This window comes from Devosia sp. 67-54, assembly GCF_001899075.1.
Classification (GTDB): Bacteria; Pseudomonadota; Alphaproteobacteria; order Rhizobiales; family Devosiaceae; genus Devosia_A.
Window position 1 is genome coordinate 126,153 of record NZ_MKVA01000009.1, and the last position, 25,067, is coordinate 151,219.

Sequence of the window (25,067 nt, forward strand, 5' to 3'; positions counted from 1 at the left end):
GTTCTACACCCGCGGCCAGGGCGTCTCCGGCACGGGCGTCAGCGGCCGGCCGCTGCTGAACCAGCTCTTGAGGTTGTCGACCAGCAACTGCCCCATGGCGCCGTGCGTCACCTGCGAGGCCGAACCGGAATGCGGCAGCAGCACGACGTTGTCGAGCGCCAGAAAGCGCGGATCGATGGCCGGCTCAGTGGCGAACACGTCGAGCCCGGCGCCCTGGAGCGCATGCGTCTCGAGCGCCCGGATGAGCGCCTCTTCATCGATGGCGGAGCCGCGCCCGATGTTGATCACGAGTCCGCGCCGCCCGAGCGCAGCGAGAATTTCGGCATCGACCAGATGGCGGGTCGCAGCCCCTCCCGGCACCGCGACGATCAGAGTATCGACGTCCGCCGCCATCTCGAGCAGCGATGCGTAATAGCGATAGGCGACGCCGGCGCGCGCATGGCGCGCATGATAGACCACGGGTATCCGCATCGCCTCGAGCCGCCGTGCAATGGCAAGGCCGATCCGCCCGAGCCCGACCATGCCGACCGTGCGGTCGCGCAGCGAGCCGGGCACCGGCGCAAACTGCCCGAGCCGCGCCCAGGAGCCATCGCGCAGATAGCGCTCGGCCCGTAGCAGCTCGCGCGCCGTCATCACCAGCAGGCCGATGGTGTAGTCCGCCACCTCCTCGTTGAGCACGTCGGGCGTGTTGGTCACCACCAGCCCGCGCTCGCGCGCATAGGCGACGTCGACCCCGTCATAGCCGACCCCGAACACCGAGATGATCTCGAGGTTGGGGAATCTGTCGATCAGCGCCCGGTCGATCGCGATGTGGTTGCCGCGAGCGATGGCCCGCACGCGCGGTGCGATTTGCGCGATGAGCGCCTCGCGGTCGGCTGCCTCGGCAAGAAAGTGCGGTGCAAACTCCTTCTCCAGCGTCGCGCGCGTGCCGGCGAAGATCTTTTCAGGCAGGACGATATCGATCTTGGTCATGATGCGCCGTTCCGTCAGCTCGCCTCGGGCTGCTCGCCCTCGAACACGAAGCCGAAGATCTCGGCGTCGTCGATGAGGAAGGCCAGCTTGCGGAAATCGATGGGCCCGCGCGCGCCGCCGAAATCGCTGCCGTCGGTCCAGCGCACCGTGTGACGGACCGCATCGCCGGTGAACGGCACGCAATCCTCGAACGAGCGGCCGGGCAGCACATTGTGTTCGCTGTCGAGCACCGCCACGCGGATGGAGCCGCCCTTGCGGCACCGGGCGTTGATGGCGAGGGTCAGCCCATCGGTGAGCAGCGGCCGCGTCACCAGCCGGCCAAGGCGCGGCCGTACCGCGTCGATCGACGCCATGCCCTCATAGCGCAGGGTCGCGACGCCGAGGCAGTAGCGCATCTGTCCCTGCGGATCGCGCGCCTCGTCATGGTCGAGATGCTGCTTGCCCGCGTACCAGTAGTCGTGGTGGTTCCGTGCACCGCCATGGTAGAAATACCACTGGTCGCCGATACGGATGGGCGGGCTCACCTGGGTGACCATGTAGCGGTCCCAATGTCCCTCGCCGCGCGGCGCGATGAACGGCCGGCCATTGTCGGTGGTGCGGAAATTGATGCCGTCGCGGCTGTAGATCAGCCGCACATACATGCCGTTGTCGGTACCGTGGAACACGCCGAGCGTGCCGAATTGCATCGTGCCGACGCTGAACTGGCCGCAGCCGTAGTGCGCCTCGTCGAGATTGTCCATGTCGTCGTCGGGCGTCGAGATCGGCACCAGCTCGGTCCAGTGGATGAAGTCGGCGCTGACGGTGCGGAACACCCGCCGCTTGTTCATCAGATCCGGCCGCTCCGGAAAGTAAGTGCGGAAGCTGCCGCGGCCGCCCGATGGCGTCTCGATACGCGAGGCCGGTATGCCGGCCACCGTCATCCGCGCATGCCGCGTATACTGCGTGAACAGCTTGGTCAGCGGATCATAGGTGATGGTCGAGACGTCGTTGAGGTTGGTCTGGCTGCCGAAGCTCGGCCGTTCCGCATAGGGCGTCCATGCGATGCCGTCGGCCGAATGCGCGCATTCGACGATCTGGCTGAGCGAGGGCAGCGAGCGCGAGAACAGCATGCGGTAGCGCTCGTCCGCGTTCTGCGGGTTTGGAACGATCACCACCGCGCCCGAATGCACGCCGACATCCGCCCAGGGGTTGATTGCATCCGGCGTGGCGCCCTCGACATAGCCGGCAAAGATATTGGTGTCCTGCCCGCCGATCGCGATGCGCCCCAGCGGCGGCTTCTCGAAATGCACGCCGTCGCGGCTCACCGCATACAACATGCGATTGCGCCATGGATGCGGCTGGTACGCCTCCATCGGGCCAAGGTCCTCGTACCAGCACTTGATCAGCCCGTCCGTCGGATCGCGCAGCACGTTGTAGTTGCTGTAGGTGAAGTACGGGGTGAGCTCCCACGGCCGGTCGCCCACCAGCACCGGCTCCTCGCGCAGCGGCTGCGGCTTGTGCCAGCGCCGGGTGACGCTGTCGACCTGCTCGATCAGCCAGTTGTCCACGAACACCTGGGGCTGACTCCCCACCTGCAAAGACGTGCCGTCGATCATATGGTCCATTTCGTACTCACAAGAGATGCTGGGACTGCGCGTTGCCGCGCTGGCGAAATGACTCGCGGGACGGGGTAGCGCCCTGCCCCGTCTCGCGAGCCGGCACTGTCGGGAGCCAGTGCATGGGAAGCTTCATTTCTCCGCCCCGCTGGCGAGACCGGAGATCAGGTAGCGCTGGGCGAAGAGGTAGGCGAGGATCACCGGTGCGGTCGACATCACCGATGCCGCGAAGGCGTAGTGATAGGCCGTCGTGTCCATGCCGAAGAAGCTGTAGAGGCCGACGCTCATCACCGCCACCTCGCGCGAATTGGCGATCACCAGCGGCACCAGGAACTCCGACCACGAGCCGATGAACACCAGAAATCCTGCGGCCGACAGACCCGGCAGGCTGAGCGGCAGCATGATGCTCCAGAACACCCGGAACATCGAGCAGCCATCGATCACCGCCGCTTCGTCGAGGCTGCGCGGCAGCGTGTCGAAATAGCCCTTCATGATCCAGATGGTGAACGGCACGTGCGTTGCCGTATAGATCAGCACCAGCGCCGTGCGCGTGTTCAGCAGGCCGAACCAGTTCATCATCAGATAGTACGGGATGATGTTCACCGTGCTCGGAATGAGCTGCAGGATCAGCAGCGTCACCAGAATTGTGTTCTTGAACGGAAAATTCCAGCGCGAGAACCCGTACGCCGCCACCGTGCCGATCGCCAAGGTGAACACCAGCGTGAAGCCGGTCACAATCGCCGTATTGAGGAGATAGGTGGGCAGCGCCGTGCGGCGGATCACGTCCGCATAGTTGGTGAGCGTGAGCTCGCGCGGAAAGAACGTCGTCGGGTAGGCGAAGATCTCCGACGGATTCTTGAACGATCCCAGGATCACCCACGACAGCGGAAACAGCACGATGAGCAGCAGCACCGCATAGAGCACATAGGTGCTGCTCAGCTCGCCCAGCCGCCAGGGCGCGAGGCCGCGGCGGCGGATCGCCGGAGCTGTGCCGCCGGTATTAGGAAGCAAGCTCATCGCGGGCCCTCAGCAAGCGCAGATAGACGATGGTTAGCACCAGGTTGAGCAGCAGGATCACCGTGGCGATGGTGGACGCATAGGAGGCGTCGAGCACCTCGAAGCCCTGCTTGTAGATGCTGAGCGCCAGCACCTCGGTCGAACGGCCCGGCCCGCCGCCGGTCAGCGCCAGCGGAATGTCGACGTGGTTGAGCGTGCCCGACGTGGCCATGATCACATTGATCAGCAGGATCGGCCGCAGCGACGGGATGGTGATGTAGCGCAGCATCTGCCAACGGCTGGCACCGTCGATGGCCGCCGCCTCGTAGAGGTCGCGCGGGATGGTCTGCAGGCCGCCCAGCTGCAGGATGATCGACAGCGGCACGCCGCGCCACACCACCGCGAGGATCAGCACCACCATCGATTCCACCGGATCGGAGAACCAGCTCCGGCTGGGCAGGCCGAAGACGCTGAGCACCGTGTTCATGATGCCCAGCCGGCTGCCTGAGAAGAACTGCTGGAACATCAGCGCGATGATGATGCCGGGAATGACCCAGGGCAGGATGGCGACCGAACGCACGAGGCCGCGGCCGAAGACCGCGCGGTTGAGCAGCAGCGCCGCCAGCAGGCCGACGCTGAGCTGCAGGACCACCACCGAGCCGACGAAGACGCCGGTGTTGAACAGCACCTGCGGCAGTGCCGGCCACGTGGCCAGCCGCACGTAGTTGTCGAACCACACGAACTTCGAGGTGGGATAGCCGAAATTGAGGTTGGTGAACGAGACCAGCACGCCGTAGAGCGCCGGATAGGCCGTGAGACCGAGCACCAGCACCACGGCCGGTGCGATGAAGAAGATGTACTGGTGCTTCTGTAGCGTCGTGGCGATCTGTCGGCTCATCTTGTCCCCTGTGGCGCGGCGTCACCGATGGCGACGCCGCATGATCCTCTGCTGTCGGTTCAGCGCGCCGATTGCCGTGTGTATTCGGCCATGACGATGTCGCGAGCCTGGTCGACCGCAACTGTGGGGGTCAATGTGCCGTTGAGGATTCCCGCGACCTGCTGCGACAGCGCCGAGGAGATGGTCGGATAGATCGGCACCGGAGGGCGCGTCTTGACGATCTTGGCGCCGTCGAAGATGCCCTTGAACTGCTGCATCAGCGGATCGCCGGCGTAGAAGGGCTGCGCCCAGACCGCCTGGTTGACCGGCAGATAGCCCTTGGCCGCATCGATCGCGGTGAGGTTGGCCGGCTGCAGCATGAAGCTGACCAGCTTCCAGGCCGCCTGCTTGTGGGCATCGTCGTCGGCGAAGATGCCCCAGGTCTGCCCGCCCAGGATCGGCGCGGCCCGCCCGCCGTCGGGCAGCGGTAGCGCGAACACTCCGATATTGCCCTTGAGGGTCGGCGCGTCGGAATACATCTGCTGCAGCCCCGACGACGTATTGGCGATCGCCGCCGCTTCGCCGGTGTAGAAGAACGGCCGCAGCGCCTTCTCGTCCATGGTCGAGACCTCGGTCCCGAGCAGGCCGCGCTGCACCAGATCGCGATAGAGCGCGTAGGTCTTTTCGAGCGCGGTGCGGTTGGCGCCCTCGAAGAAGATTGGCTTGCCGGTGGCATCGACCAGATCGCCGCCGAACCCCCAGAAGGTCGAGATGAGGTGCAGCGTCGTGACCTCTGTGTCGGCCCCGGGGATCATGATCGGCTTCATGCCGGCCGCCTTGGCCTTGTCGGCGAAGGCCAGGAACTCGTCCCAGCTGGCGGGCGGCGCATCGATGCCGAGCGACTTGGCCTGGTCGGTGCGGTAGAACACGCCGCGCCAGGCGTTGGAGAACATCGCGGCGTAGATCTTGCCGTCGAACGTCATGGTGTCGATGGCCGCCGGCAGCACGTCGGCGCGCTCGGCCGCGGGCCACAGATCGTTCAGCGGCTGCAGATGGCCGGTCTCGGCGAGGCGGGCGACCCAGAAGCTGTCGAGGATGGCGACGTCCGGCAGATTGCCCACCGACGCCGCGGTCAGCAGGTTCGGCAGGGCTTCGGTGCCGCCCGGCAGAATCTCGTATTTCAGCGTGATGTCGGGGTTCTCGCGCTGGAACCGCGCATAGAGGTCGGTGAAGGCCTCGGCCACCGGGCCGAGCGAGGCGGAGGGCGACAGATCGGTCTGCGCCCACACCGTGAGGTCCACGGCCGTGGCTGGGCTGGCCAGCAAGGCGCCTGCCAGCGCTGCCGCGCTTATCCACTTGATCAGCATTGCAAATCCTTTCCCATGCCGAAGAGAATGTGGCTCGACGTCGGGCGCAGCGGCGGGCCGCGCCCCAGGAATTTGTGTCAGGCTATCGCTGGTTCGGGCGCCGCTCGGCGCGCTACTTGGCGTTCATCCGGTTGTACTCGGCCATCACCGCGTCGCGTGCGTTGTCGACGGCCTGCGCGGGCGTGATCCTGCCGGCGATGACGTCGGCCATCTGCGCCGACCAGGCGGCGGTGATCGCCGGATAGATCGGCACCGACGGACGCGGCCTCATCCCGCTGTCGACGATCGTCTTGAACTGCTGCATCAGCGGATCGTTCTTGTAGAAATCCTGCGTCCACACGTCATCGATCACCGGCAGATGTCCGGCATTGGCGTTGAGCGGCCCGATGGTCTTGGGCGTGGTCAGGAACTGGATGAACTTCCAGGCCGCCTGCTCGCGCTCGGGATCGCTGGCGAAGATGCCGTAGGTGAAGCCGGTCAAGACCGGCACGGCCTTGGCGCCGTCGGGCAGCGGATAGTTGAACACCCCGAGATCGCCCTTGAGCCACGGCGCGTCGGTGTACATCGAGGTGACGCGCGACGACGTGGCGGCGATCGAGGCGGCCTCGTGGGTATAGAGGAACGGCCGGATCTTGTTTTCGTCGAGCGTCGTGTCGTTCGACATGAAGCCCTTGTCGGCGAGCTCGTGATAGAGGCTGTAGACCTTCTCGAGCGCCTCGCGGTTCTTGCCGTCGGCAAAGATCGGCTTGCCCTGGGCATCGACCATCTCGCCGCCGAGCCCCCAGAACATCGACAGCATGTGCAGCGCCGTGACCTCGCCGCTGGCGGCGGGCAGCAGCGTGCCGAACATGTTGGCGGCCTTGGCCTTGGCGGCGAAGGCGAGGAACTCGTCCCAGGTCTGCGGCGGCTTGTCGTAGCCGAGCTGCTTCATGGTATCGATCGGATAGAACAGGCCGCGCCACGAGGTGTGGAACGGCACGGCGTAGATCTTGCCGTCGAGCGTGACGGCATCGACCGACGCCTTGAGCCAGTGCGACCGGCTGTCGGCGCTCCACAGATCGTTGAGCGGCTGCAGCTTGCCGGTCTCCACCAGCCGCGAGATCCAGAAGCCGTCGAGCAGCGCGAGGTCGGGCAGCGTGTTGCTGCTGGCCGCCGTCAGGAACTGCTGCAGCGCCTCGGTGCCGCCGCGCTCCACCTCGTATTTGATGGTGATGCCGGGGTTCTCTTTCTCGAACTCGGCGTAGGCCGCCTTGTAGGCGTCGGCCACCGCCGGCAGACCCGCCGACGGCGAGAAATCCGGATGCACCCACACCGTGAGCTCCAGCGCCCAGGCGGGCGTGGCCAGCATGCCTGCCAGAGCGGCGGACAGCAGCAGCTTGTTCATGGTCCCTCTCCTCCTCGGGCCGGCACTCTCCCCTGCCGGCCCTCCTCCTGCGCAATGCGGTTGCGCTCCGATATAGTAGTATTAATATTACTATAGACGCTGAACGCAGATCGTGTCAAGTTGCCCGCGGTGCGATAGGAGATCGCCCACCCCCAAGGCGGATTGCACCCGCCGGACAGCCGCAACGAGGCCGCATTGGACGCAAAGAAACCGGCTCAGTCGCCCAGCACGATGGCGCGCGCCGTCCGCAGCGCCTTTGCCAGCCGGCACCACCTGTCGCCGCTCGCCGACGAGATGGGCGGCCGCATCGTGGCCGGCGAGTTCAGCGTCGGCGACGTGCTGTCGGAAAAGATGTTCGGCGCCACGCGCAACGTCAGTAGAACGTCGTTTCGCGAGGCGGTGAAGGTGCTGGCCGGCAAGGGCATGGTGACGGCGCGGCAGCGCACCGGCACGCTGGTGGCGCCGCGCACCAGCTGGAACCTGCTCGATCCCGACCTCATGGCATGGCGGCTGGCCTCCGGCGACATCGACCGCTTCATCCAGGATTTCTTCGTGTTCCGCGAAGGCATCGAGCCGCTGGCCGCCGAATCGGCGGCGCAACGCCGCGACCCCGCGGCGATCGAGGTGATCCAGGAGGCGCTCGACGAAATGCGCGCCGAGGAAGGCCGCGACCCGTTCGGCCAGTCCTTCGTCGCCGCCGACGTGCATTTCCACAAGGCCATCTTCCAGGCGTCGAACAACGAGTTCCTGATCGCCATGGGCAACATGCTGGAAATGCCGCTGACCCTCAGCTTCAGCCTGCACTCGTCGCTGCATGTCGGACCGGCCAACCGGCTGGCGCTGCACGAGGCGGTGCTGTCGGCGATCCGCGCCGGCAACGCCGCGAGCGCGCGGCTGGCCTCGCTCGACCTGCTCAAGGGCGTCGCCCACCACGTCCACGACATCGTCACCGACCAGGCGCGGGCCGCGAGCTGATGGCAGAGGGCCGGCCGCCCCGGATGGGGATCGACTTTTCCAGGGTCGATGGCGTCGTCTGCGACATGGACGGCGTGCTCTGGCACGGCGAGCAGCCGCTGCCGGGGCTGGTGGATTTCTTCACGACGATCCGGCGCCGCGCGCTGCCGGTCGCGCTCGCCACCAACAACAGCAGCAAGTCGGGCCGCGAATATGTCGGCAAGCTGCGGCGCCTCGGCGTCGACGGCATCCCGGAGACCGCCGTGATCACCTCGCGGACGGCGATGGTCGACTACCTGCTGCAGCATTACGCGCCGCCATGCGAGGTGTACGTCATCGGCACGTCCGGCCTGGCCGACGCCATTCGCGCGGCCGGATACCGGGTCGGCGACGCCGCCGGCGTGGTCGTGGTCGGCATCGACCTCGGCATCAGCTACGACAAGCTGAAACGCGCCACACTGCTGATCCGCGGTGGAGCGGCGTTCCTCGGCACCAATGGCGACGCCAGCGTGCCCGCGGCCGAAGGCCTGGTGCCGGGCAACGGCGCCATCCTCGCAGCGCTCGAGGCGGCCACGGGCCACGCTCCGGTGGTCGTCGGCAAGCCGTCGCGGCCGATGTTCGACTCGGCGCTGCGCGTGCTCGGCACCGCGCCGGCCCGCACGCTGATGGTCGGCGACCGGCTGGACACCGACATCGCCGGCGCCCGGGCGAGCGGTCTCGCGGCCGCTCTCGTCCTCAGCGGCGCCACCAGCCGCCATGACCTCGCCGGCAGCGCGATCCAGCCCGACGGGGTTTTCGACGGACTGCCCGACCTGCAGGCGGCCTGGACGGACGGCACGCGCTAGCGCCGTCACACGACGACGACGCTGCCCGTCAGAAACGCCCCGACAGCGTCGCCTTGAGCGCGTGCGACTGCCCGGCGGTCGACATCTGGCCGGAGTAGTAGACGTCGAGATCCACCCCGCGGCCCAGCGTGGTCGAGGCGCCGGCTTCGACGACCACGGACGTGGCGCCGCCCGACGGCCCCGCCACCGTGAACGGCGCACCGCCGGCGAAGGCCTGCGTCGCCGTCGGCGCGCCGCCGAAACGCTGCTGCACGCCCAGCATGGCATGCGCATGCACCACCATGTCGTCGCCGAGCACGAAGTCGGTCGCGGCCCGGACGCCGAGCGTGGCGATGACGGCGGTGGCGGCATTCGCGTGTCCGTCGAGCGCCGCCGGGCCGCCGCTTTCGGCATAGGCGCCGGCGCTGCCGGTGACGACCGCGAGGCGCGCGAACGGCTCGATACTGCCCTTGTCGAGCGGGAAGGCGTAGGCCAGCTCGCCGAAAAGCTGGCCGGTCACGCCGAGCTGCGACGAGGTGAGCGTCTGCCCCAGCCCCGTCACGGCGGGCGTCCGCGTGACCGTGGCCTGGTCGAGGCTGCCCGCGGCGCCGACCTTGACCGTCACCTGGCCCAGCCGGGTGCCGCCATAGACCCCGAGCTGGTAGCTGGCGATGTCGGCGCTGGAACTGCGATCCGGCGCCGAGAGGTGCGAGAGCGACATCCCGGCGAGCACGCCGGCAAAGCCGTTGTCGCCGATGAGCCCGTCGGCGCCGACCATCAAGCCGCCGGAGGCGGTGCTGAAGCTCGCGGCGTTGCCGTCGCCGACAACGGTGCCGAGACTGCCATAGGAGCGCGTCCACAGCGTGCGGGCATGCTCGGCCCGGCTGCCGTCGATCGCCGAGAACGCCGCGTCGATGCGGTCGAACACCGCCTCGCGCGGGGCGCGGCTCGCATCGATCAGGGCACGCGTGAGGCTGGCGTGGATTTCGCCCGAGAGCTGGTCGAAGGCACCGCGCGCCGCGGCCGCCGACAGCGGCACGATGGCGTTGACCAGCGGATCGCTGCCGCCGAGGCTCTGCAGCCCTTCGGCGGTGGCGCGCTGGTTCGGCGTCTGCGCCACGCTGGGAAGGTCGGCGATGGCAGTGAGGCGCAGCCAGACCTGCCGCAGGCTTTTGGCCTGGTCGAGCTCGAACCGCAGGAAGGCCGAATCGCTGCTGAGCCCGGTGAAGCTGCCATTGCGCGTTCCGGCGTCGAGCACCAGGAACTCCTGCCCGACGGTGTAGGTGCCGGGCCCGGGGATGGTGTGCACGCTGGCGGCCGCCGCGATATCGGCGATGCCGGTGACCTGCAGCAGGTCGGCGCTGCCGCTGGCGTCGAGCTCGGCCTCGAGCACCGAGCCCGCGGCGAACGAGGCCGACCCGACCGTCAGCGTGCCGATCGAATTGCCCGGGGCGACAATGGCGCCGGCCAATGCGCTGAAGCTGCCGAGCGTGCCGTGGCCGCCGAGCACGGCGCCGCCGTCGATCGTCGCGGTGAGGCTGGCGAGCGTGCCGTCGACCGCGAGCCGCCCCTGCTGCACGTCGATATCGGGGAGCGTCGTGCTCGAGCCGGTCAGCGTCCAGGTGCCGGCCCCGGTCTTCTGCGCCACCTCGAAATTGATCGCCGTGGCGGCATCGAAGCTGTTGTTGCCGTCGCCCGTGAAGCGCACGGTGTCGCTGCCGCTGCCGCCATTGAGGATGCCGTTGATCACCGAGCCGGTGCCCAGGATCGCGAGGTCGGCGCCGCCGCCGAGCTTGACGTCGCCATTGACGGTGCCGGTGTTGGTGAAGGTCGAGGGCGAAGCGCCGAGGAAGGTCACCGCCGGCCCGGCGTCGCCGGTGATGGTGCCGGCATTGGTGAGGCTGGTGGGCGAGGTGTCGGTTTCCTGGAACTGCACGCCGGCGCTGTGGCCGCGGATGAGCCCGCCGGCGGCGACCGAAACGCTGTCGCCGCGCCCCGTCGTCATGATGCCGATGGCGTTGTCGCCCGTCGCCGAGATCGAGCCGGCGACGGTGATGATGCTGGTGCCGGTGCCGCCGCCGAAGCCGGCGACGACGCCGTGCCCCGTATCGCCGGTGGTGGTGATGGAGCCGTTGACGGCGAGCTTCGAGGTGCCGCTCAGCTTGTTGGTCAGCGACACGCCCCAGCTGTTGACGCCGACGGTCGACGCCGCCCCGGCCACGGTGACGTCCATGCCGCCGGTGCCGGCCTGGACGGAGACGGCGGTGCCCGTGCCTTCCGTCCGCACATTGCCCACGCGCACCGTCACCAGCCCCGCCGTCGCGGTGCTGCCGGTGACGTTGCCGTTGACGTTGACGCCGGAGGCGGAGCTGCCCCTGGTGACGATCGAGCCGCCGGTGGTGTCGACCAGGATCGAGGCGTTGGCGCCGCCGGCAAAGGCATTGACGGCGTTGGAGTAGCTGCCCTCGGTCGTGACGTTGCCGGTGCGCACCGTCATCGCCGCGGTGCTGCCGCCGCTGCCGAACGTCGCCGTGATGCCGGCGGCCGCGCCGCCCCTGGTGGATACCGTGCCGCCGCGCGTGTCGATGTCGAGCGTGCCGCCATTGGTCGTCTGCGCGAAGATGCCGCCGGCATTGTCGCCCAGCGTCGCGATGTCGTGCGCGGTGATCGAGACCGGGCCGCCGCCCCAGCTGACCACGTCGATGCCGGTGGCCGGCCCGCCATTGGTGCCGCTGGGACCCGCGCCCTTGGTCGACACCGTGCCCAGCACCGTCACCGTCACCGCCCCGTCCGCCCCCACGCCGGAGGTCGCGGCGTGGATGCCCTCGGCGCTTTCGCCCTCGGTCGCGACGTCGCCGGCCTTGATGGTGATCGCGCCACCGCCGGTCGGCACGCTCGGCGAGGCGATCCAGCCGCTCTGTGCCCAGATGCCGCGCGCCTTGTCGCCGGTGGTCTTGACCAGCCCCAGCGTGCCCGGCGCCGCCCCGGCCGAGGTGTCGATGTCGATGCGGCCATTGGCGCCCGCACCGGACGTGTAGGCGCTGATGGCGTTGGCGGCATTGGACGAGCCGTCCGGCGTGCCGCTGGTGGAGACCGATTGCGCCGTGATGCTGATGGCGCCGCCATCGGGCGTGCTCACGCCATTGTAGGTGCCGTTGAAGACGTGGATGCCCTCGCTGTAGATGCCGCCGGTGGTGATCGTGCCGGCGTTGATGGTCACCGGATTGGCGCTGGTGCGGTCGATGCGGATGCCGTCGGCGCCGTTGCCGGAGGTCGAGATCGTATGGTCCTGCGCCCCGATGGTGATGGCTCCGGCACCCGAAATGCGGATGGCGTCGGCGCCGCCGCCCAGCGTGGTGATGTCGCCGGCGGTGATGAACACGGCGCCCTTGGAGGTGGTCGAGATGCCGTAGGCGCTGGTGCCCTTGGTGGAGACCGCCCCGGTGGTGATCGAGATGTCGGCGGCGTTCGCGGCGGCGGTGTTCTGCACCGAAATGCCGGTGGCCGCGCCCGTGCCGGTGGTGCTGATCGTGCCGGCGCTGGTATCGACGATGGTCCTGGCCGTGCCGGTCGCCTGGCTCATCACCGAGATGGCGCTGGTCGCCGACGCCGCCGTCGACACCGACGCGGTCTTGACGGTGACGGCGGCGGCGCCCGAGGCGCTGACCGCGGTGCTGTAGCTGGTGCCGCCCGACAGCGTCACGGCGCCGCCGGTGCTGTCGATCAGCACCGTGCCGCTGCCCGACGTTGCCGCCAGGATGCCGCCGGCAATGCCGCCGCTGCCGCTGTTGCTGACCCCGCCGGTGGTGACGCTGACATTGCCGCCGCCCGACGCCGCATAGATGCCGAAGGCGGTGCCGCCGCCCGACAGCGTGACCTGCCCGGTGTGAACGGCAACGTCGCTGCTGCTCGACAGGCCGTAGACGCCATAGACGCCGTCGCCGGTGCCACGCGCAATCACCGTGCCAGTGGTGAGACTTACGGAGCCGCCGGTGCTGCGGGCATAGACGCCGCGCACATTGGTGCTCGCCCCCGAGACGTTGCCGACGGTCACGTCGCCGACGATGGCGTCGACCGAACCCGGCACGCCCGCGGCGTCGCCGACATTGTAGCCCCAGGTGTTGGAGTTCGCGGTGCTCACCGCGCTGCCGGCGGCGCGGATGACCACCGCGCTCGGCGCGCCATAGAAGTACACGCCATCGGCGCCCGCCGCCGAGGTACCGATGCTGACGCCGGAGGCGATGTTGACCGTCTGGGTGCCGCTGCCGTTGAGCCCCAGCCCGCCATTGGGCGCGGTGACCACGACGCCCGATTGCAGCGTCACGGTCTGGTTGCTGGCGCTGTAGGTGATGCCGCCGGCGAACGGGTTGCCGGCGCTGGTGCAGGTGACGCTGGCGCCGCTGCCGCACTCGTCGGCAGCCATCGCCGGTACGATTGTCCCAGCCGCATAGGCCGGCCACGCCAGCAGCGCAGCCATGAAGAGGCCCCTGCGCCCGGCCCGACCTCGCCCCCGCGCCTCGGGTCCCCGCCCCGCGCCGCTCGCCCCCATGGTAACGCCCCTGCAGCTTCAGTCTTCTCGAAAGCGATAGCTTGCAGGAGCGCCCGGTCTGCCGCACTGTTCAAACGAGTAGGGTTGCGCAAATTCGGGAGACGCCGATGCACCGTCGTCCGTCCGTGCAGGAACAGCTTGGGCTGATCGAAGCCTTCTACCGCGGCGTGACCGACACCGCCGCCTTCCATGACGCCATGAACCGCTTCGCCGATGCCTTCGGCGCGCGCGCCAGCGCGCTGCTGTCGTTCGACGCCAGCGTGCCCAAATCCGACGTCAGCGTCGTCACCGGCGACTTCGAGGGCGACGTGCTGGCGCGCTACCAGCGCGACTACATGCCCTTCGATCCGGCGCCGCAGGCGTTCTCGCGCCTCCCCATCGGCCGCGCCTCGAGCACCGACCGCATGTTCACCGCCGACGAAAAGCGCCGCAGCGTCTTCCTCAACGAGCTGTTCGAGCCGGCGGGCTTCGTCGAAACGCTGGGCGGCGTGACGCGCTCGGCCGGCGGGCGCTTCGAGATGTTCGGGCTGCAGCGCGGCAAGGATCGCGCCGTGTTCGGCAAGGACGACGACCGCGCCGCCGAGAACATCATTCCACACATGGCGCGGGCGCTGCAGGTGCGGCGGCTGCTGCTGGCACAGGACGTGCTGGTGGCCAATCTCGAGCGCACGCTCGACCGGGCGACGGCCGGCATCGCCATCCTCGACCCCGCCGGCCGCCTGGCGTTCGCCAACAAGACGGCGCAGGCCATCTGCCAGGCCGCCGACGGCCTGAGCTTCGACCGGTCGGGCCGGCTCGTCGCCGCCGACGCCGTCGCGCGCCGGTCCATCGATGCGCAGATCGCCGGGGTTGCCGCCGGCGAATCCGGCGGGCTCGTGCCCGTCCCGCGTCCGTCCGGGCGGCGCGCCTATACGGTGCTCGTTGCACCACTGACGGCAGAATTGAGCGACCAATTGCTCGACGCCACGCGCAGCGGCGCGATGCTGGTCGTGCACGATCCCGAGCTCGGCCTCGGCGCGCCGGTCGAAGCGCTGCAGAAGGGCCTCGGCCTGCCGCGCGGCGCCGCCGAGCTCAGCATGGCGCTGGCGGCGGGACACGATCTCAAGAGCTTTGCCGAAGCGCGGGGCGTGACCATCCACACCGCCCGCTTCCACCTGCGCATTGCGCTGGAGCGAACCGAGGCCAACTCCCAGGCCGGCCTCGTTCGCCTGGTCGTGCGCTTCCTCTCCGACATGGGAGCCGGCTGGTAGGCGTTACGACCGATGCTCCGGCCTTGTGCGCCCCGAGCTACGCCGCGGTGGCGGCCTTCAGCTTCGACAGCGGGCGAATCTTGACGCGCACGCTCGCCGGCTTCGCCGCGCCCGGCACCATCTCGCCGGTCGAGGGGTTGCGGATCATGGTGCCGGCCTTGCGGGCGGGAACCTTGCGGAGCGAAATCTTGAGGACGCCCGGCAGGGTGAACTCGCCCACGCCACGCGGATGGATCGAGCCCATCATCGCCGTTTCGATGGTCGCGAGCACACCGCGGGCAACCTCGCGGGTCACCCCGTTCTCGTCCGCGATCAGATTGACCAGCGCCGATTTGGTCAGCGCTTCCTTGACGGGCTTGGTTTTGGCAGCGGGCTGCTTGGCCGGGGCCTTTTTTGCACGCGTCTGAGCCAAAGGAGTCTCCTCTTGGGTTGGGTAAGGGTCGCTACTGGGGACAGAGGACTAGCAATTGCCGACCCGGCGTCCAAGAAGAAGCTGAACCAAATCACAGGCTTTGCAGGGCGTGGCCGTCAGGACGGCAGGCGGAAGATCTCGTCCATTTCCTGCCAGATCTGGCCGTCGGCGGCCTCCTGGCAGGCGGCCGTGCGCGCCATCCAGTCCTGCAGCTCCGGGCGGGCCCGCAGCCGCGCCCGCTCCGCCGCCAGATCGTCGCCGGCATAGTCGAAGCTGGCGACCAGCAGCGTGCCGCGCCGGAAAATCCGGTAGTCGCGGTGCCCGGCAGCCGGCAGCGCCGCAACGATCGCCGGGTCCGGCGACCGGTGCAGGGCGCAATAGGTCTCGACCATGTCCGGGCGCAGCCGCGCCGTCAGGACGATCCGTCGCGACACAGGGTCAGTCGGTGCCATGCTTCGTCCTCACGAGGGAATGCGCCGCGAGCGCCAGCCGATCCAGCTCGCGGCGGCCACCGACATCACCAGCAGCACCAGCGGGATCGGCCGCTGCAGCAGGGGCAGCATGCTGCCATGGGAAATCATCAGGCCGGTGCGGAGCGAGCTTTCGGCCATCGGCCCGAGGATGAAGCCGATGACGAAGGCCGGCAGCGGCAGGCGGCTGAAGATCATCACCAGCCCGATCACCGAAAACGCGACCAGCGTCCACAGCTCCGACACCGAATTGGCCGACACGTAGGTGCCGATGATGCAGAACGCGATCACCGCCGCGGTCAGCAGGTGCCGCGGCACCCGCAGCACATTGGCCAGCGACACCGACGCCACGAGCACGATCGGCAGCGTGACGATGACCGAGAGCAGCGCCGCCCCGATGATGCCGAAGAAGATGTCGGGATGCTCGACCACCAGCAGCGGGCCGGGCTGGATGGCCTGGATCATCAGCGCCGCCAGCAGGAAGGCGTCGGCGGTGCTGCCCGGCAGGCCGAGGCTGATCATCGGCACCAGCGCCGCCGACACCGTGGCGCTGGCGGCGCCCTCCGAGGAGATGACACCCTGCTCGGCCCCGGTGCCGAACTTTTCCGGATGGCGCGACGACAGCCGCGCCACCGAATAGGAGACGGTGGCGCCGATGGCCGCGCCGATGCCCGGCAGCAGGCCGACGATGGTGCCGACCGCGGACGAGCGCAGCAGGTCGACGCCGTAGTGCCGGACGACGCCGATCGAGCGCACGATATCGGGCAGCCGGGCGGTGAAGCTCTGCTTCTGCCCCTGCCCCTCCGGCAGCAATTCGTCGGCCAGCATGGGCGCGATGGCGAAGATGCCCAGGATCACCGGCACGAGGTTCAGCCCGTTCTGCAGCGCGTCGATGCCGAAGGTGAGCCGCGGCTGCCCGTCGACCGGATCGAGCCCGACCAGCGCGCAGAGAATGCCGAGCAGGCCGGCGATCAGCGCATTGATGAACGAGCTGCCGCCCACGGCGCAGATCATGACCAGCCCGAACAGCACCAAAGCGAACATCTCGAACGGCCCGAACTTGACGCCCAGCCGCCCCAGCGGCTCGGCGACGAACGCCAGCACCAGCCACGACACCATGGCGCCGAAGAATTGCGCGCCGATGGCGATGCCCAGCGCCCGCGCGGCGCGCCCCTTGCGCGCCATGGGATAGGCGTCGAGCGTGGTCATGATCGAGGACGGCGAGCCGGCGACGCCGATCAGCGTCGAGGCGATCATGCCGCCGCTGACGTCGCCCATATACATGCCGATCAGCAGGATCTGCGCGTCGAGCGGCTGCATGTAGAAAGTCAGCGGCAGCGCCAGCGCCATCAGCGTGCCGCCATTGATGCCGGGCAGCGCCCCGGCCAGCACGCCCAGGATCACGCCCAGCACGCAGAACAGCAGCGTGTGCACCTGCAGCAGAGCAACGAATTCGGTCAGCATGGGCAGTTCCACTTGACGGGACGGACGCCGCTCACAGGCGGATTCCGAAGGTCTGGACGAACAGCAGATAGGCGGTGCCGACGAGGATGGCGGCAAGGAGCGCCGCCCATGCCGTCTCGCGCAGCAGCGCCGGCGCGCCGCGCACCGGCGCCAGCGCCAGGGCGCTCCCGATCACCGCCACCGTCATGGCGACCAGCGCGTCGATCACCTTGACCTGCATGAGCAGGGTGCAGGCGGCGAGGATGACCAGCACCAGCCCCACCCGCACGAAGATGCCCCGGCCCGGCGCCGCGGCGTCGGCCGGAGGCTGATCCGGCGGCGCCTTGGCCACGGGCCGGATTGCGTCGCGAAGCCGCAGCCCGAACTGCACCAGGCACAAAACGAGCAGGACAGCCGCAACCGACAGCGGGAAGATGCGGGCGCCGACCGGATCGAAGGGCGACGTCGTGATCGACGCGGCCGACATCGCGAGCACGCCGCTGATGACGACCATCAGCACCGAGAACACCAGCGTCCCGTTCAGCTTCCGCACCACCACCTCCCTCGGTTGCGACTGCCGTGGCTGCTATTGCAGCTTGGCCACTTCCTCGACCACCTTGTGGATGCCCACCATCTGCGCATCGATCTGCTGGCGGGCCGTCGCCGCATCGGCATAGCTCGGATTGGGAATGCCGCGCGTGACGATCTCCTTCTGCGCCGCCGGGTCCGCCATGACGTCGGCGATGGCCTTGGCCAGCTTGTCGACGATCGGCTGCGGCGTGTCCGCCCGCACGAACCACCAGAAGCCGAGCACGAATTCGGCCGAGTAGCCCTGCGCCTTGGTGGTCGGCACTTCGGGGAAGCTCACGCTCTTGGCGTCGGTGTTGGACAGCGTCGCCAGCCCCTTGATGTCGCCGCTCTTGAACACGCCCGAGAACGGTCCCGGCCCCAGCACGCCGAGCTGGGTGAAGCCGCCCAGCAGCGACTGCACCTTCGGCGGGCCGCCGCCCGGCACGTTCACGTAGTTGAACTTCACCCCCATCTCGTCCGCCAGTTGCAGCAGCACGATGTGGTCGAGCCCGACGATGCCGTCGATGCCGGCGTTCACCTCGCCCGGATGCGCCTTGGCGTAGTCGGCGAGCTCCTTGAGGTTGCTGAAGGGCGCGCTGGCCGGGGCGGCAAGGAAGTTCTCCTGGCTGCCGGTCTGGGCGATCGGGGCCAGCTTGTCGAGCAGCTCGCGGGGCAGGATGCCGGTCTCGGCGCTCACCAGCAATTGCGGATGCGCGATCATGATGGTCTGGCCGTTGGCCGGCGCATCGAGCAGCGCGCGCGCCGCCGTCGCCTGGCCGGCGCCGGGCGTGTTGAGGATCGGGAACGGCGTTCCAAGTTCCTTCTCCAGATGCGTGGCGATGGTCCGCGCCAGCACGTCCATGCCCGAGCCGGGCGCCGACGGCACGATGACCTGCACCGGTCCGTTCGGGAAATCCGCGGCTGCGACAGGCGCCGCGGCCACCGCGACCGCCATGACGGCGGCAGTCAATAAGGCCTTCATCTCAACTCCTCCTCCTTTGCGCCCGTTGCCGGGCTTCTTTCGCCAACCCTGTGCCTCGCCCGCAGATGGGCGGCGAGGCGTTCGACGATTTCTGGATGCTCTGGCGCGAGGTCGACCCGCTCCTGCGGGTCCTCCGCCAGATCGAATAGCTGCAGCTCCCCGCGGCGATCGAGGCGCGCGGCATCGAATGCCGGGGCGGCGCGCGGAACACCGATCCGCGCCCGGTCGTAGCCGGCGATCAGCTTGTAGCGGCCATCGCTCACGGCGCGCCACGCGCCGAACCCGGCAAAGCGGACCGCGCCGGCGTCCCCGGGGCCGCCGGCCAGCAGCGCTTGCAGCGGCGTGCCGCCGGCGCCGGCGTCCATTGTGCCGCCGGCCCAGGCGACGAAGGTCGGGCCGAGATCGATCAGCGACACCGGATCGGCCCGCTCCTGCACGGCGATTCCGGGGCCGGAAAAGATCAGCGGCACCCCGAGCGAGGGCTGCAGGGGATGGAGCTTGGCCCACAAGCCGTGGTCGCCCAGCATGTCGCCATGGTCGCTGGCATAGACGATGACGGTGTCCTCGAGCTGGCCGCTGCTCGCGAGCAGCCGGCGGAACACGCCGATCCAGCCGTCGATGGTCTCGATCATGGCGGCATAGCGCCGCCGGATCTCGCGGTGCTCGCTGGCGCTGAAATCGCCGGCGACATCGGGCATGGGCAAATCGACGCCGGCCCAGCGCTCGGCCATCGCCTCGGTCACGTCCATCGGCTCGTGCGGCCCGAGGAAATTGACTTGCAGGAACCACGGCGTGCCGGCCTCGCGCGCCTGCTGCAGCAGGCGGCAGGCGGAGGCGCCGACCCAGTTGTCGGCATAGGCGAAATCGGGCAGCGGCGTCGGCGTGCAGTTGCGATAGTTCGGCGTCGGCCGGCGCGCATAATCGTCGACGTGCAGGTCGAGCAGGCCGTGCTCGGCGAGGAACCGGCCATAAGGCTCGTCGCGGCCGGCGCGCGCGGCCATCACCGCATCGTGCTTGCCGGCGGAATCGGCGCCGCCGGTGAACCCGGCCTCGGCCAGCAGCGAACGTCCGTCGGCCTGCCGGTGCCAGCCGTCGCGCCCCCACGAGCCGGCCTCCTTGAACAGATCGAGCTTGCCGCAGCTCAGCACCTGATAGCCGGCGTCGCGCAGCGCCCGGTAGAAGGTCGGTGCATCGGCCGGCATGTCCTGGGCATTGGTGCGCACCGGAACGTCGTCGTAGTCGCGCGCCATGGCCATGCAGGCCCGCGACGGCGCACACAGCGGCGACGGGCAGATGGCCGAGGTGAAGCGCGTGCCCTCCCGCGCCAGGCGGTCGAGCTGCGGCGTGCGCAGCGCCTCGATGTCGCTGCCCAGCCAGTCGCCCCGGTGCTGGTCGGACAGAACGAACAGGATGTTGGGGCGGCGCGCTGTCGGCATGTTCAGCTGCCCGTCAGGACGCAGGAGCCGACCGCAAGCGCGGCGAGGCGGCCGGGGTCGGGAACGAAGCCGATGCCCGGCGCCTCCGACACGCGCAGCGCGCCGTCGCCGACCGTCAGGTCGATGTCGCCGAGGTCGGTCCGCAGCGGATTGTCGTTGGCGTCGAGCTCGAGATAGCCGTCGCCGCCCAGCGCCGCCATCACCTGCACCGACGCGGCAAGCCCGAGCCCGGTCCCCATATAGTGCAGGAAGCAGCGGGCGCCGTTGCGCTGCGCATGCCGGCCCACCGCCATGGCGCCGGTGACCCCGCCCCATTTGATGACGTCGGGCTGCACCACGCGCAGCGCGCGGGCTTCGACCATGTGCGCGAAGCGCTGCGTCGAGAGGATGTTCTCGCCGGCCGCCAGCGGAATCTGCGAGCTCGCCGCCAGCGTGCTCCAGTCCTCGATCGGCCGGTCGGCGCGCATCGGCTCCTCGACGAAGCGCGGCTGCCAGTCGCGCAGCGCCTGCAGCCGGTCGGCCGCGATGTCGGGCGCCCACGCCTGGTTGGCGTCGACATAGAGCTCGACCTCGGGCGCGATGCGCCGCACGCGATCGAGCAGGCTGCTGTCGGCATCCCAATCGTAGCCGATCTTGACCTTGACCGCCGTGTGCCCCGCCGCGAGCAGGTCGGGCAGCGCGCTGTCCAGCCGCTCCGGCGCCGGCGAGCTGGCATAGACCGGGACGCGCGCCAGGGGCCGCTCCGCCAGCAGCCGGGCCAGCGAAATGCCCCGCCGCCGCGCCGCGAGATCGGCCAGCGCCAGGTCGATGGCGGCGAGAAGATGCGAGAACGGCCCCTGCTCGCCGGTGTGGATTTCCATGCGCGCCAGCCGGCCTTCCAGCGACCGGCGGCCCTGGTCCCACGCAGCGACGGGCGAATCGAGCAGCGCCGGGCCGATGACGTCTTCGAGCAAAAGCAGCTTGGCGAGATTGCCGCGCGGCGGAAAATTGCACCACGCCTCGCCCCAGCCCCAGCCGCCCTCGGCGTCGCAGAGCTTGATCAGCAGGCCGTTGCGGGTGGGCATGGGGGCGAGCGAGGAACGGGGGCCGTTCACCACGGCGGACGAAAGCGCATAGGCTTCGATCCGTTCCACGGTGATGGCCTGATCCTGCATGCGTTCCTCCCTCGCACGCTGATCACTAACTGATTAATCAGTGATAGACAAGTAATTGTGCAAAGATTGATCGTGACGCGCGCCGTTGCTATCAGGACGCACGGCGCGCAAGGCGGAGAACGCGATGGATCGGGTCGAGGCCTACCAGAACTTCAAGGACAAGCTGCTCTCCGGACATCTGGCGCCCGGCCAGTTCGTCACGCAGAAGGAGCTGGCCAAGCTCGCCGGCGTGCCGCTGGGCGCGGCGCGCGAGGCGATCCAGAAGCTCGAGAGCGAAAACCTGCTGAAGGTGCACCCGCAGCGGGGCATCCAGATCACCGACCTCACCACGCGCTTCATCCGCGAGGCCTTCGGGCTGCGCCTGCTGTTCGAGCGCGCCGCCATCCGTGAGTTCGCCGAACAGGGCCCGATGCCGGCGATCGAGGACCTGCTGCGCGCCACCGAGGCGGTGCTCGCCGAGGTGCGGCTCGACCTGTCCGAGGCGAATCTGTCGCGCGCCGTCGAGGTCGACTGGCGCATGCACGACGTGATCATCGAGGCGATGGGCAACGAATTGATCCGCGAAACCTACCAGATCAACGCCACCCGCATCCGCCTGATCCGCGCCAACAACCGCCTGACGCCCGACCGGGTGATCACCGGGCTCGAGGAACACGTCGCCATGCTCGGCCACTGCCGCGACCGCAACCCCGACGCCGCCGGCAAGGCGATGGAAGCCCACATCGAAATCTCCCGCAACCGCGCGCTGCAGGGCAACTGACCGCGCCCGACCGCACCGACTCGCGGCCCCTCCCGCGCGGCACGGTTTGACATAGCCGGCAACTCAGCCTCCAATCGGCGTTGGTGACCGTGCGCCGGCGCCGTTGCGACGGGGCCGTGCGGAGGATCGGCAAGGGGACGGGGGGATCACGTGGCGGAGACTGCCTATGATCGGCGGCTGCTCTGGGGCGCCATCGCCCTGGGCGTGCTGCTCGTTGCATCGCTGCTGTGGAACTGGAACCTCGGCAACACGCTCGCGCGGCTCGACCAGCGCAGCCAGCAGCTTGGCGACCAGCTTCCCGACCTCGTGCCGCTCGATCGCGCCAAGGCGCTGGAGCAGCGGCAGGCCGAGCTCGAGGCCCAGATCGCGGCCATCAAGATTCCCGATCTGGCGCCGGTGCAAAAGGACGTCGACGGCCTCGCGGGCCGTCTCGCCAATGTCGAGACCGCGCTGGGCGCGATCAAGCCGCCGGACCTGACCGAGGTGGACGCCAAGCTCGAGGGCGTGCGCACCGACCTCAAGACCCTGCAGACGCAGCTCGGCGATTTCGCGCCGGCGCGGGTCGATGCGCTGTCCGGCCAGTTGAACGCCGTGTCGCAGCGGGTGACCGCCCTCGAAACGCCCGCCCGTCCCGACCTCGCCGCCGAGATCGACCGCCTCGGCAGCCGGCTGACGGCGGTGGAGACCACCGTGGCGGACGTCACCGCCACCGGGCCCGACAGCCTGCAGGGGCGGCTCGACGCGCTGGCGTCGCGCCTCGCCGCGCTGCCCGACACGCGGCCGCTGGCGGAGCAGATGGGAACCGTCACCGCGAACATCGAATCGCTGCGCACCGCCGTCGCCGCCGCGCCGACCGCCGAGCGCGTCGGCGCCATCGAGACGCACGTGGCGGAGCTGGGCGCCCAGGTGACCGGCGCGGCCACCGCGCTGGCCCAGGCCCGCACCGATGCGGCGGCCCTGTCGAGCCGCGTGGCGGACGTCACCGCCGCGCTGGCGACCAAGGCCGACAGCGCCGCCGTCGCGACGCTCGCCAGCCAGCTCGACGCCCTCGCCAAACAGGTTGCCGACTTGCCGACCACCGACACCAAGCCGCTCGAAAGCAACGTCGCCTCGCTGCTGTCGCGGCTCGATGCCCTCGAGCAGCAGGTGCAGGCGCTGCCGCCGGCGTCGGCGGTCGCGACCCTGCGCAACGACCTCGACGCGCTCGCCACCCGGCCGCCGCCCTCGGTGCGGCCGCCGCAGGTGCTGGAACGCATCTATTTCGGCTCCAGCGGCACCAGCGTCGCGGCCAGCGAGCAGGAAAAGCTCGACGCGATCGCGCGCAGGCTGGCGGCGGCGCCCGGCCCCCTGGCGCTCGTCGGCTTCTCCGACAGCAAGGGCCCGGCCGAGCTCAACCGCAGCCTGTCCCTCCGCCGCGCGGCGGCGGTGCGGCTGGCGCTGCTCAAGGCCGGCGTCGACCCGGCCGCCCTCACCTCGGTGACCGGCCTCGGCGAGGATGCGCCGCCGGTCGCGACCGGCGACAACACCGTGGAGGCGCAGAACCGCGTCGTCCTCATCTACGGCTATTGACGCGGCGCCGCGCCTGCCCGGCGCCGCCCCGGCAGCGGCCTAGGGTTTGCGGCGCGCCACCATGACGTCGCAGGAGACCTGCGACATGATCTCCATCGCCGTGCTCCCCAGCAGCGCGTTCATCACGCCCTGGTGCCCATAGGTGCCGGTGACGACCAGGTCGATGTCGCGGTCGACGACGAACTTCGCGAGGATGGGCGCCGGCGCGCCGAGCTCGGCGATGATCTCGACCTCGGCCGCCGCCGCCGGCCCCGCCACTTCGGTGAGCAGCGCCCGGCACTCCTCGATCACTCCCGGCCGCATGGTCCGTTCGAGATCGGCGCGGTCGCCGGCGAGGCCGCGATACGGAATGTCGAAGGCGTTGAACAGCGTCAGCCGGCCTGGCCCGAACAGCCCGAGCGCAAGCTCCAGCGCCGTGTGCGAGGTATCGGTGAGATCGGTGGCCACCACCACGCGGCGCGGCGCCGTCAGCAAGCGCTTCTTGACGACCAGCACCGGCGCCGTCGCCCGCCTTGCCAGCTCCGGCACCAGCGCGCCGAGATCGTCGCGGCCATAGACGTCCTCGCGGGCAATGCCGGTGATGATCAGATCGGTGTTCTCGCGCGACGCCGCTTCCAGCACCACGTCGAGCGGCTTGCCGATCCGGACCTCGACGGCCGATTCGACGCCCTCCCAGCCCGGATAGTCGAACAGCAGCTTCCGCCGCGCGACCTCGACCGCATCCGCGCCGCGCCGCCACGAGGGCTGGTCGCTCATCGAGGCGCGCTCCTGCACCGCGTGCACGATCAGCAGCCGCGCATTCCAGCGGCGCGCAAAGCTCACCGCGCGGTCGAATGCCCGATCGGTTCGCGCCGCCAGATCGGTGGCCAGGGTGATGTGTCGCAGGTTGATGCGTCGAGCGTCTGACATGGCCGTCCCTCCTCCTTCGGGCACCGTCTCTGAAACGTGCCTCCGAGGCAAGGCCGCGCCGCCCGCGCGCCCGCGATCGAGACCTTAGGTCGCGCCATGCGCGATTGACTTCGCGAGGCGAACCGGCCTTCACTGCCGGCATGGTTCGACATCGTGTGTCCTACGAGCTGCTGACCGGCTGTTAGCCTGGTTCGGTTACCTGCGCGAGCAAGAGCCGGGCCAGGACCCTCGAACTCATCCCCAAGACCAGCGATCGCACCGGCCGCCTCGAGGCGGCCCGCGATCCGTCGCCTGCGCTGCCACCGGCCGTCCGGAGGCATGCGCCGGCCATGCTCGAGGACACGCATGGACACCACCTTCAAATACGGCTTCACCTTCGCCATCTCCGGCGGCAACAAGCTCAACCGCTTCAACAGCTGGGTCGCCGCCAATCTGCCCGATCTCGACTATCGCCTGCCGCCGCAGACGCCGGTCGAGACCGCGGCGATGACCATCCGGCTCAAATCGCTGGAGGACAGGACCAGGCTGCTGCAGGCGCTGCCGGCCGAGCTGCCCTAGGCGCGGCGCCGGCGCTCCTCCGGAGCATGCGAAGAC

Annotated in this window: 21 protein-coding genes; 6 read left to right on the forward strand and 15 right to left on the reverse strand. The window is 69.3% G+C overall.

The window, feature by feature from the left end:
* Positions 1-3 precede the first annotated feature (3 nt).
* The 6 genes from BGO82_RS15815 to BGO82_RS15840 form a co-directional block, all read right to left on the reverse strand.
* A complete protein-coding gene (locus BGO82_RS15815) occupies positions 4-972 on the reverse strand; it encodes a 2-hydroxyacid dehydrogenase (protein WP_291306581.1) in 969 nt (322 codons plus the stop codon).
* 14 nt (positions 973-986) lie between these two features.
* Complete coding sequence (locus BGO82_RS15820) at positions 987-2,576, reverse strand: hypothetical protein (RefSeq protein ID WP_291306582.1); 1,590 nt, start codon at positions 2,574-2,576, stop codon at positions 987-989.
* 123 nt (positions 2,577-2,699) lie between these two features.
* On the reverse strand, positions 2,700-3,584 hold the full coding sequence (locus tag BGO82_RS15825) for a carbohydrate ABC transporter permease (RefSeq protein ID WP_291306583.1): 885 nt from the start codon (positions 3,582-3,584) through the stop codon (positions 2,700-2,702).
* The gene (locus BGO82_RS15830; RefSeq protein WP_291306584.1) at positions 3,568-4,461 is read right to left on the reverse strand and encodes a sugar ABC transporter permease; all 894 of its coding nucleotides are present in this window, start codon (positions 4,459-4,461) and stop codon (positions 3,568-3,570) included. Before BGO82_RS15830 ends, BGO82_RS15825 begins: the two co-directional genes overlap by 17 nt.
* A 59-nt stretch (positions 4,462-4,520) precedes the next feature.
* On the reverse strand, positions 4,521-5,807 hold the full coding sequence (locus BGO82_RS15835) for an extracellular solute-binding protein (protein ID WP_291306585.1): 1,287 nt from the start codon (positions 5,805-5,807) through the stop codon (positions 4,521-4,523).
* 112 nt (positions 5,808-5,919) lie between these two features.
* Positions 5,920-7,191: an extracellular solute-binding protein gene (locus tag BGO82_RS15840; RefSeq protein WP_291306586.1), complete on the reverse strand. Its 1,272-nt coding sequence runs from the start codon at positions 7,189-7,191 to the stop codon at positions 5,920-5,922.
* A 195-nt stretch (positions 7,192-7,386) separates the two neighbouring features.
* On the opposite strand from BGO82_RS15840, the gene BGO82_RS15845 reads away from it, so the two are divergent.
* Together BGO82_RS15845 and BGO82_RS15850 are read left to right on the forward strand one after the other, a co-directional pair.
* Positions 7,387-8,166, forward strand: coding sequence for a FadR/GntR family transcriptional regulator (locus BGO82_RS15845; protein WP_291306587.1), 780 nt, complete (start codon positions 7,387-7,389; stop codon positions 8,164-8,166).
* Positions 8,166-8,990, forward strand: coding sequence for an HAD-IIA family hydrolase (locus tag BGO82_RS15850; protein ID WP_291306588.1), 825 nt, complete (start codon positions 8,166-8,168; stop codon positions 8,988-8,990). Before BGO82_RS15845 ends, BGO82_RS15850 begins: the two co-directional genes overlap by 1 nt.
* 28 nt (positions 8,991-9,018) lie before the next feature.
* On the opposite strand, the gene BGO82_RS15855 is transcribed toward BGO82_RS15850, so the two are convergent.
* Positions 9,019-13,446: an autotransporter domain-containing protein gene (locus BGO82_RS15855; RefSeq protein ID WP_291306589.1), complete on the reverse strand. Its 4,428-nt coding sequence runs from the start codon at positions 13,444-13,446 to the stop codon at positions 9,019-9,021.
* A 179-nt stretch (positions 13,447-13,625) separates the two neighbouring features.
* Here BGO82_RS15855 and BGO82_RS15860 point away from each other — a divergent pair, with 179 nt between their 5' ends.
* The gene (locus BGO82_RS15860) at positions 13,626-14,768 is read left to right on the forward strand and encodes a helix-turn-helix transcriptional regulator (protein WP_291306590.1); all 1,143 of its coding nucleotides are present in this window, start codon (positions 13,626-13,628) and stop codon (positions 14,766-14,768) included.
* A gap of 37 nt (positions 14,769-14,805) precedes the next feature.
* Here the strand turns inward: BGO82_RS15860 and BGO82_RS15865 are convergent, their stop codons facing one another.
* The 7 genes from BGO82_RS15865 to BGO82_RS15895 form a co-directional block, all read right to left on the reverse strand.
* Positions 14,806-15,180 (reverse strand): HU family DNA-binding protein, encoded by a 375-nt coding sequence (locus tag BGO82_RS15865; RefSeq protein ID WP_291306591.1) that lies wholly within the window; start codon positions 15,178-15,180, stop codon positions 14,806-14,808.
* 116 nt (positions 15,181-15,296) lie between these two features.
* On the reverse strand, positions 15,297-15,632 hold the full coding sequence (locus BGO82_RS15870) for an L-rhamnose mutarotase (RefSeq protein ID WP_291306592.1): 336 nt from the start codon (positions 15,630-15,632) through the stop codon (positions 15,297-15,299).
* 9 nt (positions 15,633-15,641) lie between these two features.
* Positions 15,642-17,114, reverse strand: a complete 1,473-nt coding sequence (locus BGO82_RS15875) for a tripartite tricarboxylate transporter permease (protein ID WP_291306593.1) — start codon at positions 17,112-17,114, stop codon at positions 15,642-15,644.
* Positions 17,115-17,145: 31 nt separating this feature from the next.
* Positions 17,146-17,646, reverse strand: a complete 501-nt coding sequence (locus BGO82_RS15880; protein WP_291306594.1) for a tripartite tricarboxylate transporter TctB family protein — start codon at positions 17,644-17,646, stop codon at positions 17,146-17,148.
* 33 nt (positions 17,647-17,679) lie between these two features.
* On the reverse strand, positions 17,680-18,645 hold the full coding sequence (locus tag BGO82_RS15885) for a tripartite tricarboxylate transporter substrate binding protein (RefSeq protein WP_291306595.1): 966 nt from the start codon (positions 18,643-18,645) through the stop codon (positions 17,680-17,682).
* On the reverse strand, positions 18,642-20,081 hold the full coding sequence (locus tag BGO82_RS15890) for a sulfatase-like hydrolase/transferase (RefSeq protein ID WP_291306596.1): 1,440 nt from the start codon (positions 20,079-20,081) through the stop codon (positions 18,642-18,644). The genes BGO82_RS15885 and BGO82_RS15890 overlap by 4 nt, the downstream gene beginning before the upstream one ends.
* 2 nt (positions 20,082-20,083) lie before the next feature.
* A complete protein-coding gene (locus BGO82_RS15895; protein WP_291306597.1) occupies positions 20,084-21,235 on the reverse strand; it encodes a mandelate racemase/muconate lactonizing enzyme family protein in 1,152 nt (383 codons plus the stop codon).
* A 124-nt stretch (positions 21,236-21,359) separates the two neighbouring features.
* Here BGO82_RS15895 and BGO82_RS15900 point away from each other — a divergent pair, with 124 nt between their 5' ends.
* Together BGO82_RS15900 and BGO82_RS15905 are read left to right on the forward strand one after the other, a co-directional pair.
* Positions 21,360-21,995, forward strand: a complete 636-nt coding sequence (locus tag BGO82_RS15900; protein ID WP_291306598.1) for a GntR family transcriptional regulator — start codon at positions 21,360-21,362, stop codon at positions 21,993-21,995.
* A gap of 150 nt (positions 21,996-22,145) precedes the next feature.
* Complete coding sequence (locus tag BGO82_RS15905; protein WP_291306599.1) at positions 22,146-23,564, forward strand: OmpA family protein; 1,419 nt, start codon at positions 22,146-22,148, stop codon at positions 23,562-23,564.
* A gap of 39 nt (positions 23,565-23,603) precedes the next feature.
* Here BGO82_RS15905 and BGO82_RS15910 read toward each other — a convergent pair whose 3' ends face one another.
* Positions 23,604-24,473, reverse strand: a complete 870-nt coding sequence (locus tag BGO82_RS15910; RefSeq protein WP_291306600.1) for a universal stress protein — start codon at positions 24,471-24,473, stop codon at positions 23,604-23,606.
* Positions 24,474-24,818: 345 nt separating this feature from the next.
* Between BGO82_RS15910 and BGO82_RS15915 the strand changes: the two genes are divergently transcribed.
* Positions 24,819-25,031 (forward strand): hypothetical protein, encoded by a 213-nt coding sequence (locus BGO82_RS15915; protein WP_291306601.1) that lies wholly within the window; start codon positions 24,819-24,821, stop codon positions 25,029-25,031.
* Positions 25,032-25,067: the final 36 nt, after the last annotated feature.

Excerpts from the sequence above, each read along its gene's own strand:
- BGO82_RS15815 (WP_291306581.1), bottom strand. The coding sequence starts at position 972 with ATGACCAAGATCGATATCGTCCTGCCTGAAAAGATCTTCGCCGGCACG.
- BGO82_RS15820 (WP_291306582.1), bottom strand. The coding sequence starts at position 2,576 with ATGGACCATATGATCGACGGCACGTCTTTGCAGGTGGGGAGTCAGCCC.
- BGO82_RS15825 (WP_291306583.1), bottom strand. The coding sequence starts at position 3,584 with ATGAGCTTGCTTCCTAATACCGGCGGCACAGCTCCGGCGATCCGCCGC.
- BGO82_RS15830 (WP_291306584.1), bottom strand. The coding sequence starts at position 4,461 with ATGAGCCGACAGATCGCCACGACGCTACAGAAGCACCAGTACATCTTC.
- BGO82_RS15835 (WP_291306585.1), bottom strand. The coding sequence starts at position 5,807 with ATGCTGATCAAGTGGATAAGCGCGGCAGCGCTGGCAGGCGCCTTGCTG.
- BGO82_RS15840 (WP_291306586.1), bottom strand. The coding sequence starts at position 7,191 with ATGAACAAGCTGCTGCTGTCCGCCGCTCTGGCAGGCATGCTGGCCACG.
- BGO82_RS15850 (WP_291306588.1), top strand. The coding sequence starts at position 8,166 with ATGGCAGAGGGCCGGCCGCCCCGGATGGGGATCGACTTTTCCAGGGTC.
- BGO82_RS15855 (WP_291306589.1), bottom strand. The coding sequence starts at position 13,446 with ATGGCTGCGCTGCTGGCGTGGCCGGCCTATGCGGCTGGGACAATCGTA.
- BGO82_RS15860 (WP_291306590.1), top strand. The coding sequence starts at position 13,626 with ATGCACCGTCGTCCGTCCGTGCAGGAACAGCTTGGGCTGATCGAAGCC.
- BGO82_RS15870 (WP_291306592.1), bottom strand. The coding sequence starts at position 15,632 with ATGGCACCGACTGACCCTGTGTCGCGACGGATCGTCCTGACGGCGCGG.
- BGO82_RS15875 (WP_291306593.1), bottom strand. The coding sequence starts at position 17,114 with ATGCTGACCGAATTCGTTGCTCTGCTGCAGGTGCACACGCTGCTGTTC.
- BGO82_RS15885 (WP_291306595.1), bottom strand. The coding sequence starts at position 18,645 with ATGAAGGCCTTATTGACTGCCGCCGTCATGGCGGTCGCGGTGGCCGCG.
- BGO82_RS15890 (WP_291306596.1), bottom strand. The coding sequence starts at position 20,081 with ATGCCGACAGCGCGCCGCCCCAACATCCTGTTCGTTCTGTCCGACCAG.
- BGO82_RS15895 (WP_291306597.1), bottom strand. The coding sequence starts at position 21,235 with ATGCAGGATCAGGCCATCACCGTGGAACGGATCGAAGCCTATGCGCTT.
- BGO82_RS15900 (WP_291306598.1), top strand. The coding sequence starts at position 21,360 with ATGGATCGGGTCGAGGCCTACCAGAACTTCAAGGACAAGCTGCTCTCC.
- BGO82_RS15910 (WP_291306600.1), bottom strand. The coding sequence starts at position 24,473 with ATGTCAGACGCTCGACGCATCAACCTGCGACACATCACCCTGGCCACC.
- BGO82_RS15915 (WP_291306601.1), top strand. The coding sequence starts at position 24,819 with ATGGACACCACCTTCAAATACGGCTTCACCTTCGCCATCTCCGGCGGC.